This window comes from Paenibacillus plantarum (genome assembly GCF_013141695.1).
In the GTDB taxonomy this organism is placed as follows: domain Bacteria; phylum Bacillota; class Bacilli; order Paenibacillales; family NBRC-103111; genus Paenibacillus_E; species Paenibacillus_E plantarum.
The window spans coordinates 1-15,973 of record NZ_WHNY01000050.1; the positions used below are offsets into that span (position 1 = coordinate 1).

The following is a 15,973-nucleotide window of genomic DNA, read 5'->3' on the forward strand; positions in this document are numbered from 1 at the left end:
GATTTCGGACTAATGTACCTTTATTGCTGGCGGCAGAGAGATTAGTTCAATTTTTTCGGACTAGTGGGTGTGCCGAGGGTGGAATCCAGGCAGTGTAAGCCGAAATAATCGACTTACACACTTGCCGCAGGCGCTTTCCTACTATGTAAGTAGAAATAATCGACTTACATCCCTCCAAGCGCCCGCGCTACTTTTTCAAATGATAAGGCACGGTCGTCACAACCAAGTTCCGCTTATACAGCAGAAACGCCCTTATCAGCAAGCTCGATTGATTGTGCAAAATATTATGCCAATTCTTCTTGGGAATAAACTGTGGGATGATCACGGTTACCCGGAAATTAGACTCCGATGCTTTATGTTCCACGGTATCGATGAATTTGGTCAGCGGGTGGACAATGCTTCGATAATGGGTATGCAGCGTAACTAAGCGCACATCGGGTTGCCACTTCTGCCATTTCTCCTCGAACTTTTTCTCATCGTCCCGTTCAAAAGCCACATACACCGCAATAATTTGATCGGGTGACAGCGACTTGGCGTAGTTCAACGAATTCTCCACCACATGTGTGAAGCCGGCTACAGGCACAATCATGACATTCCCTTCAATCGGGAGGGCAGGTTCACAAGAAGAGAGTCGCAATTGTTCAGCGATCGCATCGTAATGCTTTTTGATTTGATGAAAAATGAACACGATAAGCGGCAGGAAAATGAGCACACTCCACACTTGTCCAAACTTGGTGATAAAGAAGATCATCATGACGATGAAGCTCATGAAGGCCCCAACCAAGTTAACCGTTAATTTGAGCAGCCAACCTCTCGGTTTCTCCCGAAACCACTTCACCAGCATGCCTGTCTGAGCCAGTGTAAATGGAATGAACACCCCGACAGCATAGAGCGGTATGAGCTGTTCGGTCTGCCCCTTGAACACGATAATTAATAGCATAGAGGTCACAGCTAGGAAGATAATCCCGTTCGAATAGCCCAATCTGTCGCCGCGCATCGTAAACATTTTGGCGATAAATTTATCTTTGGCCAAATTCACCGCGAGCAGTGGAAATGCGGAATAGCCCGTATTCGCGGCGAGCACAAGAATCATCGCGGTTGTGCCTTGGACGATATAATACATCAGACCTCGGCCAAATGTCACCGTCGCAATCTGAGAAACGACAGTTTCCTTCTCTCGCGGCGCAATGCCGTAGTAGTAGGCCAAATAGATGATACCTGCGAACAGAATCGCTAATAACATACCCATGGCCATTAATGTTTTGGAAGCATTGTTCGGGGCAGGTGTCTTAAAATTGGGAATCGCATTGGATATCGCCTCGACCCCCGTTAATGCCGAGCTGCCTGAGGAGAAGGCTCTTAACAAGATGAATAAGGAAATGCCCGCAACGGGAGTCCCCAACGGCGTATGCAAATCGGGAGAAATTTGACCTGTAAGAATCTTAAACAAGCCAATACCTATCAGGATAAACAACGCGACCACAAACAAATACACGGGATATGCCAAAATGGAGGCCGATTCCGTGATTCCGCGCAGATTGAGGATCGTGATAAATAAGACGAGTGCCAGTGCAATCGGTACTGTGTAACTGTGTAAGCTTGGAAAAGCTGACGTGATCGCATCAGTACCCGCGGAAATACTAACCGCTACAGTCAGTATGTAATCGACCAATAAGGATCCGCCCGCAAACAACCCGGCGTTCATGCCGAGGTTCTCTTTGGAGACGACATAGGCGCCGCCCCCTTGTGGGTATGCGAATATGATTTGTCGATAGGACAATATGAGAGCTACTAAGAGAAACAGAACACCGCAAGCGATAGGGATGGTGTACCAGAACGCCGCAGCGCTAATCGTTATTAAGACAATTAGAATTTGCTCTGGACCGTAAGCTACCGAGGAGAGTGCATCGGAGGAAAGAATCGCCAACGCTTTCTTTTTATTTAACTTCTGCTCGCCTAATTCATGGGACTTCAAGGGCTGGCCTATTAATAAACGCTTCAAATCAGTCAACAATGTGCGTACACCACCTTGATGTGATAAGTTCGTTTCAGTTTGCCCTATTTCTTGAAATCCATTATAAATACTGGAAACGCCATAGAAAAAAGAACATTAGCATAATGCTCTAATGTTCAGAAAGATTCGAATTGTATGGATTTGTTAGACGATCTCCACATCAATCAGCTTAAACTGAGTCACATCCACCAGCCCGCGATTCGAAATGCGAATTTCGGGAATCACAGGCAAGGCGATGAGGGAAAACGTCATGAACGGCGCGTTCATGGAACAGCCTATGTGTTGCCACGCTTTGTCCATCTCGGCGACTTCTTTGACGACTTCAGGCAGTGTTTTCTCTGACATGAGGCCTGCGATGGTCATCTGAACCTGGGCCAGCACTTTGCCATTTTCCACAACAATCATGCCGCCGCCGAGCTTCACAAGCTCATTCGCCGCGAACGCCATATCCGCTTCATCTATTCCCATCACGAGCAGATTGTGACTGTCATGGGCCACCGTAGAGGCTACCGCGCCAGACTTCACGCCAAAGCCATGGGCAAAAGCAAGTGAAATTTGACCTGTGCCTTGATGCCGCTCGATACAAGCTAAGCGAACAATGTCTTGCTCGACATCCGGCAGGATGATGCCTTGTTGAATGGCGAGCTCTGCCGTCATCTTCTCGGTTCTGGCACTATTTTCGATCACACGGATCACATTGACGTTCGTCTTCTCCTGCTCCGTAGCCGCCCTAAGCTTAAAGTCCTCCGCCGTCAGCTCCCGCTTCACGTTCATCGAATTGCGGATATGAGCCGGGTACGTAAACACAGGGAATTCGACAGCCAGTTCCCCTTGCTCCGCAATGATTTGACCATCCGTAATGACCATGGAAGGCTCCATCTTCTGCAGATCTTCTATCAATAGGATGTCTGCACATTTCCCAGGTGTGATTGATCCCACATCATGCTCCAGCTTAAAATAACGCGCCACATTGATCGTGACCATTTGGATCGCCGTGACTGGTTGAACGCCTTCTTCCATCGCGCGTCGTGCCACATGGTTGAGATGCCCTTTCTCCACGAGCGTTTGCGGATTCACATCATCGGTAACGAGCGAGATATTGGATGTATGAACACCATCCTCGGTGACAATCTTGATGACCTCTTTGACATCATGCCACGCAGAGCCTTCCCGAATCATGAGATGCATCCCCATGCGAACTTTATGCAGCCCTTGCTCTCGAGTTACCGTCTCGTGATCCGACGTAACGCCAGATGCGATATAGGCTTGCAGCATACGATCATCGTCACTCGGGAAATGCCCCGTAACGGTCTTCCCACTTTGCAGTGTAGCTTCGATTTCTCCGAACATTTTGGGATCTCCGAACACAACACCTGGGAAGTTCATCACTTCACCTAGTCCCACCACATTGTCCCACTGGAGTCCCGCTTGAATATCAGCGACTTCTAAGGTAGCGCCGCCATCTTCCAAATCATTCGTTGCTGGCACACAGGAAGGGAAGGTCGTGAACACTTTGAGCGGCAGCTGCTGCCCCTCTTCATGCATGAGTCTAACCCCTTCTGAGCCGAACACATTCGCAATCTCATGCGGGTCCATGAAAATCCCCGTCGTCCCTTTGACGATCGCCGCTTTAGCGAATTCCGTCACGGAAAGCATCGTGCTTTCCACATGCATGTGGCCATCCAGCAGGCCTGGCACCATGTATTGCCCTTTCGCATCGATTACGACCGTCTTATCCCCAATGGTATGATCAGCTTTTCCGATGAAAGCAATTCGTCCCGCAGCAATCGCGACATCCATATGAGCAATCAGCTCGCCGGAATGCACATTGACTAAGGTACCATTTTGAATAACAAGATGGGCAGCTTCTTCTCCTATTGCAACTCTAGCCAGAGTGCGGCTAACGTCCGTTAATTTATTTCGATTAGAGGTATACGTCATAGATTTCGTTCTCCTTTACTCCTACATGAGCAGCCATTTCAATACATAAATGTACTCCTTAATGTATGTCTGAGCAACTTGTAACTATTTCTTCTAACGGATACCTTATATATTCATCATTTATACTGATTGTTCAAATGCTCCGAAATGGACGTAAAAGAGAATGCCTCCAACATGTTTGCAAGCTTAGTTTGGGTACCTTTGATATTGTAGTAATGAATAAAATGCTCCTTGCTGGGAAGCTCCAGCTTATGTTCCCTCACATCAATTTCGCGCGGATGCAGATAAACAATGGAACTCTTCCCTCGGCGATTGGCTGATTGAATGGCTTTGCGAATAATGAATTCGGGGAAAAATCTGAAATAAAAACCGCCGGAATATCCTACATTTCTACCAGCAACGCGCATCACAGACATCGGAACCTCGTAGAGATTAAGTTCCCTACCATTCACGATTGGTTTATGAATCTCCGTCTTTGCTGAAGGGATCCCATAAAGAAACGTTTTGACAGGAAAGATACTAGCGTCATACACGAGGCCCAGCTCTTCTAATACTTCAAGGTAGTGGAAGTTGCTTTCAACGATCGACCATGACGGCGCCCGATATCCGAGTACCTTCGTTCCTGTTAGATTCTCGAGAATATCAAGAGATTTCTGGACATCCGCTCGAAATTCTTCCCTGGTTTGCTTATAAGCTAATTCATGGGCATACCCATGCGAGGCGACATCATGACCTTCACGCGCGATGGCCTTCACAATATCCGGGTAATCCTCTCCAATACAGCCAAGTGTGAAAAAAGTCGCTTTGCACCCCGCATCGCTGCACATCTGAAGCAAGGTATCCATATGGGCTCGGAAACTAGAACCCTTCGTGCGATCTGGTGTCACGTGGTCATAATTCGCATGAAACCATTCTTCAATGTCAAAGGTGAGTAGATTCGTGATCTGTTTGGAAGGATTATACATGCTTCTTACTCCCCTTGATGGCGAATGATGTGCACAACCGATCGTGCACGTTCCACTCTGCGCTTCCTTTCGAAACGTAGGGGAAGGGATGATAAATCTTTAAGAACTCTATATGCTCAAATCCGTGCTCTATGAACACTTTCTTTAATTCATCCATAGCGTACATGCGATCGAATTTTTTGGTTTTCTCGAACAATCGGAGCAATTTCCTCTGCCATGACTTGCGGTGCAAAGTTTCAATGAGCAGCGTCCCTCCCGGCTTCGTCACCCTAGCCAATTCCGCAATAACCGCCCGATACTGTTCGATCAGTTGAATAACACCAATACACAGCACCAGGTCGAACTTCCCCTCTTCAAAGTGTAGCGCTGTTAGGTCATCCGACGATGTACGAAGACCTCTTTCCGCAGCAAAGGCAAGGCTTCTCTCCGAAAAATCCACCCCATAGACCGTATTTGACCCAACAAGAGGCTCACTAAATGCACCTACGCCACAGCCGGCATCCAAAATTTCTTTGTCGTTAAGCTCTCCAAGCCAACCTAATGTATGATTTCGCTGCAGAAAGAAACTTTCCTCATTATAGTAGTCAGAGGATTGTACGGAAGCTCCATGAACTTCTGCCCTCTTGTCAAAATACTGCTTCCAGCTAAGATTAGCCATGCGCTATTTCCCCCGTTTGTAGTGACTCCTATAGTTTGTTCGTTACGGCATTAGATACTTAATGAGCTGCTTACCTACTGGCTCTGTCACCATGTTAGGCATGATCTTCCAGAGTTCGATGAAAAAGCGAAGCTTTTCTTTATCTGGTGGCCCTGCCTCTTTATTGGTGCTGCCCATCACGACATATGTGAGCTGCTCGGCAGCAGCCCCCCATTGTTCTTTGTACTTATACGTGCCTGAACCGGCTTGTGAACGACCCAGATCAAGCTGCTTCAGCCCGCTTCGTATCCCCAATTTCACGGCTTCCCAGTACATAAAGTTGTTCAGATATTTGTGGTTGAACTCCGTCAGATTCGCACCATAAGGATAATAAAGTGTGGAGTCTCCCGGACTTATTAAGAGCAGCATCCCACCAGCTACCTCACCTGTCTCTGCATCTAGGACAGTCTGCAGCACCGCATGATCGGGTAAATAGTCGAGGAATCTTTGGAAAAAGCGAATATCCTGCGCGGGTGAACCCAACTGCTTCATCCGCCGAACATACACCTTATGAAACCGTGCTAGATTCCCTTTATCATAAGAAACCTGAAACCAGTTGTTCTTGTAAACCTTCCGGATATGGTTTCGATTATTGCGAGTGGAGAGGGATAGAACCTCATCCTCATTGGTTAATGGCAGCACGAAGGTGTGATTGATCTCATTTCGTTGACCATGGGCAGAATCCAATTGCGTCAACATCTGAGATAGTTGCTTGCCTTCGCCTGAAATCGTCCCGTTCTTAAATCTCAACTCGATGTAATGGAGACGATATTTTTCCTTCAGCAGCCCGATTGCAGCAATCGCAAATTGCGAGACTTCTTCATTCAGGGCACACACATCTGTATAATTGACAAAGGGCAGCGAAACGCCTACCTGCTTGAGTCCTAAGTTGCGACCGCTCGTTAATGGAATTAACGCGCAGATCTGGCCATTTTGATCAACCACAGCATGATACAAGCATTGATAACCAAACGTCTCGAGCAGAATCTGTCTAAATGACAACGTATGAAAAATGGTCCCCTGAGACCATGCCAGCCTGTCCCAGTCTTCCTTCATGTCTTCGGTATAGGGCAAACAACGGTACATGCAGACTATCCTCTCAACCATAAAATGACACCAATCATAATAAACACGCATCCCGCCCACTTCATGGCGCTAATTTGTTCATGGAAAATCATAATCGAAACGAGAATCATAAAAATATATTGAATACTCGACACGAAAGTCACATAGCTGAGGTCAAATTGAGACAGGCAATAAATCCAGATGAAGGCCGCCAGCGCATAAAAAGCAAAGCCGGTTATAATCAACGGTGTCGTCATGTAACCTATCGCGATAGCCATAATCCCGCCTTCGAAATTGACAGCTCGACCACCTATTTTAAGCAAGGTACTCGCCACAACGGTCATGAGTACACTGGCAACTAGCATGATATATTTGATGATTTTTCCTCCTCAATGCTTTTCTTCTCAAGCTCCTCTAGCCTTAACTTCGTTAATCCCAGTTCTTGGGTAAGCGCTTTGTTATGTAGTTTTAAACCTGAGATACTTATACTGGTATTCAGCAGGAGCAGATAGGCAGAAGCGATCAGAATGGCAAAAAATGCAGATGGCGCATAATCGATGCCCAGTAGTTTAGAGAACCACTCCATCAAATTGGTGAACATGGACATAATCAACGTAAATATGCCAATCACAAACCATACAAGTGCATATTTCTCTCGAAGTCTTCTAGCCCTTACCATCATAAATACAGTACTCATGAGAATTAAACTGAAGACGACACCCATTAATTGCACACTATACAGATGATGTTCACTCGTTAGCATCCCTACCACCTCGTCCTTGTCCTTGTAAAAGAGAATAAGATCGACATAATCACTTTGGTCATATAATAGGGACTTTGGATCGGAGTTATGGATGAGACACCGTGTTCACGTTCTCTCATTTCAACGCCGATTTCGCCGATGCGAAGTCCATGTTTGCTGATCAAAATAATAGCGTCTGGTTCTGGGTAATCGTCAGGATAGAATTGGCTTAACAGCTCTATGCTCTTGCGATTATACATACGAAACCCTGAGGTCCCATCGGTAATCTTCGTCTGGATTAATAAGCGAAATAAATAATAGAACACTTTAATGCCAAGTCGCCTTGTCCACGTCGTTTGGAACGATTTAATATCTAGAAACCTTGAGCCGATGACCATATCAGACTCCGTTTGCGTCATATACGCAAATAGCTTATTCACCTCACTAGGGAGGTGCTGACCGTCACCGTCAATTTGCACCATATACGAATATCCATTCTTCTCGGCATATTTGAAGCCCGTTTGCACCGCGCCGCCAATCCCTAAATTATAGGAGAGGTCCACAACTTTGACGCCATCTCCTGCTTGCTTGGCGATCGCAGACGTGTTGTCCTTCGAGCAATCATTAATAACGAGAATATCGTAGCTAGGAAGATTCTCACGTACATCCCTGATTACTTTTAGAATATTGTTCTGCTCATTATAGGCCGGGATCACAATGAGTGCTTGTTTCTGTTCCATTGAAGCAACTTCCCCCCAAATTTGTTAATGAAGAATAGGATTATGCGGATCAGTCTCTCGACACCATACCCGCAGACGATACAAATAAAGGGTAAAGCAGGCAGCTTATAGCGATACATACTATCTATGAACAACACCATACAAAATAGGAATATCGACGCAATAACTAACCAAACAATCGATGTTTTTCGGAATATGTTGTTCCTGATGGCAGCGTAAGTTCCGAATAGAAATAGAAGGGTCGGGATGATATCCTTGCAAAATTTAATCATCCCAGCCAGACTCCGTATATCCGTCTTCCATACCCACCAGCCGATAAACGCGATCGCTCTTCTGCCATATAACAACAACACATGATCCCAATTATGAATAAGAAAGCTCAGAATCAAACTGCCGAAAATATCAATGCGATAATCGGGACGATAGGCGTAGTCATGACCTGAAGGATTATCATAAATCCACCCTTTGGCATAAATATTGTATAAAACCAACTTCGCATTATATTGAAGAGAGGTGAGAAGTGGATTCAATTTGTCCGCAAGTATAAGAAAGCCCATAGCTGCGAAAACGAATAGTAAAGCGCATACAAACTTATATCTATGCCTTTTGAAGAAAGCGATAGGCTGATCTCGCTTCATATTCAGCACGATATAGATGATAATAAATGCAAGTGTCAGGACACCCGTTGGCCGGAATACGAGCATGAGGAGCGAAGATATGAGGAATAACGAACCTATGATTTTATTGTTATTCTCAAGAGCTTTTAGAAGAAGGAAAACATTCAGCAGGACTAAATTCATAAATAAACTATCCGAAAGAATGTACATCGACCAAACTGTAATGTGCCAAGATGTTGCATAGAAATACGAGGCTACAATTGCGGTAATTCGGTTAAATAAGCGAAGCGTGATGAGGTAAACCAAGATCACACACGATGCAGTTGTTACAGCCTGTATAAAAACAACGATATATTCTTCCTTAAACACACCGATTAATATGGCGAGAATGAGGTTATAGCCCAAGTAAAGAAGATCATTCATCTGTAAGCCAAGCTTGAAATCTGTTAACAGGGAGTGGGCGTAATTCAGATACCACTGCGAATCCTCCGATTTCGGAAGTCCCTTCTCCGAGTGCAGGATAAAGAAAAAGTACTCTAATTTCCTCTTTAGTGAAAGCACGACAAGGGGGAGAATATAGACCCATTCGTAATCTTTGTATCGCTGATAGATTCGATTCATTCGGTCGATAAGATACACTCTGCTAACAACTCCATATCTGTAAACATAATTGTGAACGAATTGTAAAAAAAGTGTGATGTAAATGTGAAAACAACTAGATTTTCGACATTCTCTGAGAAATTCCTGCTTCTTTTGGACTATTTCATAATATATTTATATTAGCTAGTTAGGGGCGTTGCTCAAGGGAGTATTTGCTACGTTCTGAAAATTCTGAGATATCTACAATTGTGCTCTTTCCCCAAAGGACTCCTGTCGTATTTTGCCGAAAAAACACATATAATTGCCGATTATCACTGAACAAGAAAAGCCTATGTATGATGATGGAAACGATACTGAGCAGCAGCGCATCCTCACTCGTATAAACACAACTTTAGAACTGTTGTCGAATGGTATCTTTTACCTTAAAATAAAAAGGAAACTAAAGGAAATTTGTTGAAAGTTGGGCTATTTATCTAAGGCGGTGAATTTATTCATGAGTTATCTGTCACAATTGAAAAATAACCAATCGTCCGAACAACACGATAAGCAGACCAAAACGAACAACTCAGTTAAACAAACTGGATCAGCGGATCGCATGTCCCCTTTTTCCACTTCACATATCGCACAACTACAGAGAACCATCGGAAATCGCGCCGTCGCTCAATTATTTAGATCTCAATCTCCAACACCAACACAATCCGAGAAGCCTATTCAGACCAAAAAGAATAACACGGGCATGCCCGATAACTTGAAATCAGGTGTTGAAAACCTATCTGGTATGTCCATGGATTCGGTTAAGGTCCATTACAATTCCGATAAGCCTGCTCAGTTGCAAGCCTTAGCTTATGCGCAGGGGAATGACATCCATGTAGGACCTGGTCAAGAACAGCATTTGCCGCATGAGGCTTGGCATGTCGTCCAGCAGCGTCAAGGCAGAGTAGCGCCTACGCAGCAAACTGGTGGGGTCGCCATTAATGATGATCACGGATTAGAATCCGAAGCCGATCATATGGGAGCGAAAGCATCTGATTTGGGCGGAGAACGTATGCAAATGAAGAGATCGGACAACGATAGTTTAGTAAGTGGAGAAGCATCAACCTCTTCGGATACGATTCAAAAGGTGGCTGCCACCCTATACGACGGATTGGATGCCAATGATCCGACTACCTATGATGCTGGTGGTGGACATTCCTATGCCGATCACGGGGCGCATACTACGGAAGAACAGCAACGCGAACGATTGAAAAGCGGTACGGCACCTTCAGGTCGGGTGAGTAAAGTACCAACGGGCAAGGCTGCATCCAAATTCGTTTCGGATGATAAACATAAGGCCGCGTTCACCAGTGCTTACAGTACTTTGGTGAGTAAAAATGCACCGAAACAAAAACTCGTCGGCATGGGTAGCATCATCAGCGTGCCAGGTGCAGGGGTCGGCTATCTCCGCGATGGCACTGAGGTCACTTGCGATCAGGTCCAGTTAGATATTCAGCCAGACAATGGCAAATTGAAAATCAATACGATGTTTCCAGTAAGCTAGGAGGATGAGGGCATGGAGCCATCTGCAGTGAACAAATTGAGTCAGGTGTTAAATGAGCTGGCAGTAGTATTGACTGCGGGCGGGTCTCAGCAGATTAATAAGCGAGCTCTAGCAGAGCACATTACGGAGAACGAGCTTGATGAAGCAGGGTCTGCTCCTTCTTGGCTCATTGATCTCCTCACCGCGGTGAACGATCGAAAAGTCACAGGTCATTGGGTTGATTTCAAGCGTGGGACAGGCGATGACACGAATGTTTTCGATTTCATCCGGCACCTTCATGAGGTGCTCCCTATTCGCTATGAGAATAATGAGGAGAGCTGGTTGTTAACTTTTCCCCAGCTGGAACTGGAAGCTTGCATTTCGCTAGAGGGTTCTTGTTACAAGGTGAGCGGTATTGGCGATACGTGGGAACTAGAGGATGCGTTGAATGAGTAAAGGCAGTCCCCGAAGTAGGTTGCTACTTGGGGGACTGCCTTTTTTCGTTAGTGAGAGGGCGATTCGTTCCATTCCAGCTGCTGTAGTGATGTTTTTCATCACTACAGCTTGGATTTCAGCCATTTTTTGCCCGGCTTCCCACTCTAAGCGTGTTTTTCATCGTTACAGCATGGATTTCAGCCGTTTTTTGCCCGGCGTCCCACTGTAAGCGTGTTTTTCATCGATACAGTGAGAATTCCAGCCGTTTCCCCACGGCCTTCTTCCTAATCCTTATACGGATCAAACTCATCCGCTCCTGCCATACAAACACCGATCGGCTTCAACACGTGCAGCACCTCAATCGTCTCCTCATGCGCGCCCAGCACATCTTCCAGCTTCCGATAAACAAAAGGGCTCTCGTCCGTACCTGCTCCACGCAGCTCCACGCCGTAATCCTTGACCGCATTCATCATGCGCTCTGGTGAAATTTGTCCGCCGCTTCGGGTGCGGTTTCTCCAGTTCATTTTGCCTGCAGCTTGCGTCCGACTCATCACCCTACCGGCGCCATGCACCGTGCTGTAGAAAGCGTCCCGATTCTCCTCGGTATCTTTTCCTCTAACAATCACGGAAATATCGCACATGCTCCCCCCGATAAAACCCAGTTGCCCAGGCGCAGAAGGCGTAGCCCCTTTACGTACTACTACTGTCTCTTGACCATCATGCTTCTCTTTCCACGCAAAATTGTGATGATTATGCACCGCGAAATCCGCTTCTGCTCCTAAAATAGTCAACACTTGCTCCATCACATAGTCTCGCCCCGCATAGGCATACCGCCCTGCCAGCTTCATGGCTCTGTAATACATGTCTCCTAGCTCGCTCGACAAATCCAAAAGAATCGGCGGTTGATCCATCTTTTCACCTGGTGCGTTGCCCAGAAAGTCGCGGCCAGCCGTCAGATTGATGAAACCACTCGCTGTCTTATGACCGAACCCGCGGCTGCCAAAATGATTCGCCACCCACACTCGGCCCGTGCTCATTTCCTCAAACACGTCTACGAAGTGATTCCCACTACCGACTGTACCGAGTTGATCACGAGCTAATGCCTTCAACTTGTCGTGCTCTTGTTTACCAATTGCTTTGTAAACTTCCCAATCCGGATCATCAAACAAATCATGATCAACTTTTTCATTATTCACACGCCCGATACCGAAGGAAATTTTGCGTGCAATTTGTTCCATCATGCCTGCCATACGAGGCTTTATATCAGTAGCCATTAGATTCGTTCTTACGGCTTTATTCCCGCAAGCAATATCATAACCTACGCCTGATGGCGATAATTGACCATCGTATACAACAACCCCGCCGATCGGCTGGCTATACCCTTTATGATGATCAGCCATAAGAAGCGTCTGAACGACTCTTCCTGTTTCTGAACATGTTTTTGCTTGTGACAATGCGCCCTCATCAGGCTGCCCCCAGACGCGTACACCGTTAATATTTTGATAAGCCATGTTGTTCAGCTCCTATATTCCAAAATTGTAAACCCTATCCCCATACGTCCTTCAATGCCGTCCGAAATAACTCATCCAACTGCCCGTCCTGACCACCCTCACCAACCTGCATCGTGGATGCGGTTTGATCATAGTAGGCGATTCTCGCCTCTAAAAACTCATTAATCGGATTGATTCTTGGCTCATAATCCATCTCGTCACCTGCTATTTTACGAACAAGCAGCTCTTGAATAGCCGCCTTCAGCGGACTGCCCGCTGGCACTAAGCTATCTACAAGTACCTGAAACTCAATAGGCGGCATGGTGTTGTTTCGCTCAATCCATTCACAGGCCAAGATCGGGCGCAGGACATAGAAATACTTTTTGATTTTGACATGATCACCCTGCAAATATTCCCGATAATTCCCCTTCGCCATGTGCAAATAGTGGTGCATACATGATTTCGGCGAAAAAGTGAGTGGCGAAATGCGACGGATTTGCTCCGCTATCGTAAAATTCTCCATATACGGTATGGGAGACTGTAACCACTCTAGTAAAGGCGGATTCGATTTACGAAACAAATTCAAAGCCTTCTTCAAGTCCCAGCCATTGATATCCAACATATCGCTGATCGGTCGCTCGATGACATCCCGTTTTTCATAAATGGACAGATACCACTCCACGGATCTTATATATATGAATCTTACGTCATAATCGCTATCCTTAGAGGGGAATCCCCATGCTCGACTGCCCGATTCACAGGCATACAAGATGCGGACGCCTTCTTCCTTCTCGATCCGTTTCAATTCTTCTAGGATTTGTTGATGAACATCTAACATTTGACTTCCTCCTTTGGTACATGTAACCCTCTTATGTACTTATTTTCGCTCATTTCTAACCCTTCGAACATGGCAAAAGTATTACGACTACAGAGAAAGTTTACCATTTCGCCCAATTCCATCCCCTGTTACAATGGAAATATGATGTAAATTGAACGGAGGAGTAGCGTGGCTAAGGAAAGCTTTGATAAAGAAATCCAGTTTCTGCGCATGCTCGTGCTGACGAGTGGTGCCTACAACCGACAGCAGTTCTCAGAGAGACTGGGTATTTCTATCCATACTTTTGACAAGACGATCCGACGGTTAAAAGAAATCGTAAGCTCCACGTACCAGCACTTACCGCAGGAGGAGCGCAAGGAGTTTGCCGAAACGATTCGCTTCAGCTACTACGAGTCCACCGATCCGATGCTCCTATTCTTGTTTCGAGCTAAGTCATTGAAGGAATCTGAATCTCAGAGAATCTCATTGCTGCTGGCCGCGATGAACGAACAAGCTTTAACAGCCATGGAACTGTTAGACATCTGTTGCACCAGTCAGTCTTCCGATCTATCCTTACCCGATGAGAAAACGATCCGTTCTGATCTAAAGTATTTGGAAGAAGTTGGTGTCATTTCAAGGCAAACAGGTGCTCGTCCCTATCGCTATCGCATCCAAAACGATTTGATCCACAGACTGACGGACGATGAGCTTTATGATGTATATGATTTCATTGATGTCATGGCGAACACGCAGGTCCCTTCTGTTCAGGGCTACTTGCTGCGCGATGGCTTGAAGAAGCATATTCTTCGACAACAATCTGAGAAGCTGGCGATTGAGCCTTTTTTATATAAATACCACTATTATTCCCGCATCTTAGATGAAGCGCATTTGTTCACGATCCTGAGTGCGATCCGTAACCGTCGTAAGGTTCGTTTCTTATATTTTTCACCCAAGTCTGAAAAAAGCTACGCCTCCAAGAACACCAACCCGTTATTCGAGCGGGATACGAACGGAAAAGTGGAGAAAACGCTCCCCTTGAAGGTCGTCTACGATCATCAATACGGGCGTTGGTATCTTCTTGCAAATGGCAGAGAGGGAATCCGGAAATATCGGTTGGAAGGGATCACGCAAATCGAAGAAGATGAATCCGTTGACGAAGATATCTTTGAGAACAAGATGAACGAGCTTCATGCGAAAATTCAGTATAGCTGGCTGATTGACACGGGGCAACCTGTGACGGTTCGTGCCCGATTTTACAATCCAGAAGGTTCTGCGCCTAACTTTGTTCGGGAGCGGGTGCTGCTGCAGGGCCAATGGGGACAAATCGTGCAGGAGGATGAGCATTCTTTTATCTATGAGATCCTAGTTAACGGAACAACAGAAATTAAGCCTTGGCTGCGCAGCTTCGGGTCTAGCTGTGAAATACTCGAGCCTGTTCAGTTCCGCAGGGAAATGATCGCCGAATGGAAGGAGATTCAGGCTTATTATGAATCTGTTTGAGAAGATTTTTAATTACCAAATTATTTCCCGGCTAGAGGATTCCGGTACGTTCATGGTCACTTCGCACGAGAGAGCGTGGCTCAAGACGATGCTCGGTCATCCTGCGGCAGATGAGGCTTTCACACCTGATACGTTGGGTAAGCTGCGCGCTATCCTGGAACAAGATCCGGTCATGGATACCTCTGACCATCTCATTGAAAAAGCCCGCAGTAGAGAGAAACAGGTCTACCACTCGCTCCTGCGAACTTTACGTAGGCTTATTACGGAGAGAAGTGGAATACGCTTAACTTATGAGATTAAACGCGGACGCATACATGCAGACCAATCCGGGCTGCCCTATAAATTAGAATATTCCATGGTCAAAAGGGAATGGTACCTGCTCTGGTATGATTTTCGGCATCACATGATCATGCGTACTAAACTAGATAAGATTACAAGTATCACTGCAGAGGCTTTGCAGACTATGGATGCAGACAGCATCCAGGTGAAAATTAAGAGCGCTCTCGACGCTCGGAAAGGCGAAGCCGTCCTTGAAGTCGTTCGTGATTACAATAGAGAGCTTTCGCGTATTCTATATGCCCTCTCCAGTTTTGAAAAAGACGTTGCGTATGATACAGAGAATGATATCTATAGAGTCAGGGTAGTTATTCTTGGCGACGAAACGGAGTATCTCCTCTCCAAGATCCGCTTTCTCGGAAAGCGTGTTCGTGTTATTGAGGGGGATTTTATGAAAAGACGTATGCTGGAGTCGGCAACGAAGGCTTTGGCGCGGTACGGGGTGAGTTCGGTCGATGAGGAAAAGGAGGGAGCTATATAAAACCTGCGGATGAATGG

General features: G+C 46.0%; 15 protein-coding genes. 4 read left to right on the forward strand and 11 right to left on the reverse strand.

What is annotated here, in order from left to right; all coding sequences use genetic code 11:
- Positions 1–187: 187 nt before the first annotated feature.
- The 9 genes from kimA to GC096_RS16270 form a co-directional block, all read right to left on the reverse strand.
- Entirely contained in the window at positions 188–2,014 is a 1,827-nt protein-coding gene (gene kimA / locus GC096_RS16230; protein ID WP_171631594.1) for a potassium transporter KimA, read from the reverse strand.
- Positions 2,015–2,158: 144 nt separating this feature from the next.
- Positions 2,159–3,955 carry an adenine deaminase gene (gene ade, locus GC096_RS16235; RefSeq protein ID WP_171631595.1) on the reverse strand — a complete coding sequence of 599 codons (1,797 nt, stop codon included), beginning with the start codon at positions 3,953–3,955 and terminating at the stop codon, positions 2,159–2,161.
- A 116-nt stretch (positions 3,956–4,071) separates the two neighbouring features.
- Entirely contained in the window at positions 4,072–4,920 is an 849-nt protein-coding gene (locus GC096_RS16240; RefSeq protein WP_171631596.1) for a DUF3473 domain-containing protein, read from the reverse strand.
- Positions 4,913–5,578 (reverse strand): class I SAM-dependent methyltransferase, encoded by a 666-nt coding sequence (locus GC096_RS16245; protein ID WP_171631597.1) that lies wholly within the window; start codon positions 5,576–5,578, stop codon positions 4,913–4,915. Before GC096_RS16245 ends, GC096_RS16240 begins: the two co-directional genes overlap by 8 nt.
- Before the next feature lie 42 nt (positions 5,579–5,620).
- On the reverse strand, positions 5,621–6,703 hold the full coding sequence (locus GC096_RS16250; RefSeq protein ID WP_171631598.1) for a GNAT family N-acetyltransferase: 1,083 nt from the start codon (positions 6,701–6,703) through the stop codon (positions 5,621–5,623).
- 5 nt (positions 6,704–6,708) lie between these two features.
- On the reverse strand, positions 6,709–7,005 hold the full coding sequence (locus tag GC096_RS16255; protein ID WP_171631600.1) for an EamA family transporter: 297 nt from the start codon (positions 7,003–7,005) through the stop codon (positions 6,709–6,711).
- Positions 7,006–7,040: 35 nt separating this feature from the next.
- Positions 7,041–7,445: a DUF2304 domain-containing protein gene (locus GC096_RS16260; RefSeq protein ID WP_171631601.1), complete on the reverse strand. Its 405-nt coding sequence runs from the start codon at positions 7,443–7,445 to the stop codon at positions 7,041–7,043.
- 2 nt (positions 7,446–7,447) lie between these two features.
- A complete protein-coding gene (locus GC096_RS16265; protein ID WP_171631602.1) occupies positions 7,448–8,164 on the reverse strand; it encodes a glycosyltransferase family 2 protein in 717 nt (238 codons plus the stop codon).
- On the reverse strand, positions 8,137–9,420 hold the full coding sequence (locus GC096_RS16270; RefSeq protein WP_171631604.1) for a glycosyltransferase family 39 protein: 1,284 nt from the start codon (positions 9,418–9,420) through the stop codon (positions 8,137–8,139). The genes GC096_RS16265 and GC096_RS16270 overlap by 28 nt, the downstream gene beginning before the upstream one ends.
- A 454-nt stretch (positions 9,421–9,874) precedes the next feature.
- Between GC096_RS16270 and GC096_RS16275 the strand changes: the two genes are divergently transcribed.
- Both GC096_RS16275 and GC096_RS16280 read left to right on the forward strand, forming a co-directional pair.
- Positions 9,875–10,918 carry an eCIS core domain-containing protein gene (locus GC096_RS16275; RefSeq protein ID WP_171631605.1) on the forward strand — a complete coding sequence of 348 codons (1,044 nt, stop codon included), beginning with the start codon at positions 9,875–9,877 and terminating at the stop codon, positions 10,916–10,918.
- A gap of 12 nt (positions 10,919–10,930) precedes the next feature.
- On the forward strand, positions 10,931–11,353 hold the full coding sequence (locus GC096_RS16280) for a hypothetical protein (RefSeq protein ID WP_171631606.1): 423 nt from the start codon (positions 10,931–10,933) through the stop codon (positions 11,351–11,353).
- Positions 11,354–11,616: 263 nt separating this feature from the next.
- Here GC096_RS16280 and GC096_RS16285 read toward each other — a convergent pair whose 3' ends face one another.
- Together GC096_RS16285 and GC096_RS16290 are read right to left on the reverse strand one after the other, a co-directional pair.
- Entirely contained in the window at positions 11,617–12,843 is a 1,227-nt protein-coding gene (locus tag GC096_RS16285; RefSeq protein ID WP_171631607.1) for an RtcB family protein, read from the reverse strand.
- A gap of 34 nt (positions 12,844–12,877) precedes the next feature.
- On the reverse strand, positions 12,878–13,660 hold the full coding sequence (locus GC096_RS16290; RefSeq protein ID WP_171631609.1) for a nucleotidyltransferase domain-containing protein: 783 nt from the start codon (positions 13,658–13,660) through the stop codon (positions 12,878–12,880).
- Positions 13,661–13,828: 168 nt separating this feature from the next.
- Here GC096_RS16290 and GC096_RS16295 point away from each other — a divergent pair, with 168 nt between their 5' ends.
- Together GC096_RS16295 and GC096_RS16300 are read left to right on the forward strand one after the other, a co-directional pair.
- Positions 13,829–15,139: a helix-turn-helix transcriptional regulator gene (locus tag GC096_RS16295; RefSeq protein WP_171631610.1), complete on the forward strand. Its 1,311-nt coding sequence runs from the start codon at positions 13,829–13,831 to the stop codon at positions 15,137–15,139.
- On the forward strand, positions 15,126–15,956 hold the full coding sequence (locus GC096_RS16300; RefSeq protein ID WP_171631611.1) for a WYL domain-containing protein: 831 nt from the start codon (positions 15,126–15,128) through the stop codon (positions 15,954–15,956). Before GC096_RS16295 ends, GC096_RS16300 begins: the two co-directional genes overlap by 14 nt.
- The last annotated feature ends 17 nt before the right edge of the window (positions 15,957–15,973 follow it).